The organism is Endozoicomonas sp. ONNA1, assembly GCF_024606325.1.
Taxonomy (GTDB): domain Bacteria; phylum Pseudomonadota; class Gammaproteobacteria; order Pseudomonadales; family Endozoicomonadaceae; genus Endozoicomonas_A.
Window position 1 is genome coordinate 1 of record NZ_JAHHPN010000743.1, and the last position, 1,281, is coordinate 1,281.

The 1,281-nt window shown below is 57.3% G+C and carries 1 protein-coding gene; it reads right to left on the bottom strand.

The genetic code is table 11. The annotated features are described in order from the left end of the window. The coding region (locus tag KDK19_RS17735; RefSeq protein WP_257292496.1) for an ankyrin repeat domain-containing protein at positions 1 to 1,281 on the bottom strand (1,281 nt) is incomplete at both ends.

Genomic DNA, 1,281 nt, shown 5'->3' on the forward strand with positions numbered 1-1,281 from the left:
GTACGGCCTTTCGCAGCAGCGATGATCAGCGAGGTGGTGCCACCCTTAGTCTGGACGTTGAGATCCGCCCTGGCTTCGATCAGGGCTTTCACGCAGTCGATACGGCCTTTCGCAGCAGCGATGATCAGCGGTGTGGTGCCATCAGACAAGGCAGCGTTGAGATCTGCCCTGGCTTCTATCAGGGCTTTAACGCAGTTGCTATGGCCATTCTGTGCAGCGATGAACAGCGGGGTGGTGTCATTCTCAGCCCGCGCGTTGAGATCTGCCCTGGCTTTGATCAGGGCTTTCACGCAGCCGGTATGGCCATTCTGTGCAGCGATAAACAGCGAGGTGGCGCCGTTCTCAATCCGGGCGTTGAGATCCGCCCTGGCTTCGGCCAGGGCTTTCACACAGTCGGTATGGCCTTTAGCAGCAGCGATGATCAGCGGTGTGGTGCCATCCGACAAGGCAGCGTTGAGATCTGCCTTGGCTTCGATCAGGGCTTTCACGCAGTCGGTATGGCCATTCTCTGCAGCGATGAACAGCGCGGTCGCGCCATCCTTAGTCCGGGTGTTGAGATCTGCCCTGGCTTCGGTCAGGGCTTTCACGCAGTCGGTATGGCCATTCTGTGCAGCGATGTACAGCGGGGTAACGTCATCCTCAGGCCGGGCATTGAGATCCGCCCTGGCTTCGATCAGGGCTTTCACGCATTCGGTATGGCCTCTCGCAGCAGCGATGAATAGCGCGGTGGCACCACCCTTAGTCCGGGTGTTGAGATCCGCCCTGGCTTCGATCAGGGCTTTCACGCATTCGGTATTGCTCATCTCTGCTGCGATGCACAGCGGGGTTCTGCCATCCGACAAGGCGGCGTTGAGATTGGCCCCGGCCCTGATCAGGGCTTTCACGCATTCGGTATTGCCCATCTCGGCTGCTATGGACAGCGGGGTGGCGCCATCCGGATCGGCGGCGTTGACATCCGCTCCGGCTTCGATCAGGGCTTGCAGGCAGTCGGTGTTATTTTCTTGGGCAGCCATGAACATTGAGGTGGCACCGTACTTACAGACGGCGTTGAGATTCGCCCCGGCGCTGATCAGGCATTCGACGACCGTCTTGTGCCCCCCGAAGGATGCCATCATTAAGGCAGTGTAATCGTCATACGTAATGTTATGGACATTGACATTGACTCCTTCTTCCAGAGATGTGTTTACCTGAGCCAAATCCCCTTCAAAACAGGCACGATAAAACGTCTGATCGGGAAAAAATGTATCCTGGTGAGGTTCACCGGTGTTTAGATTCAACACA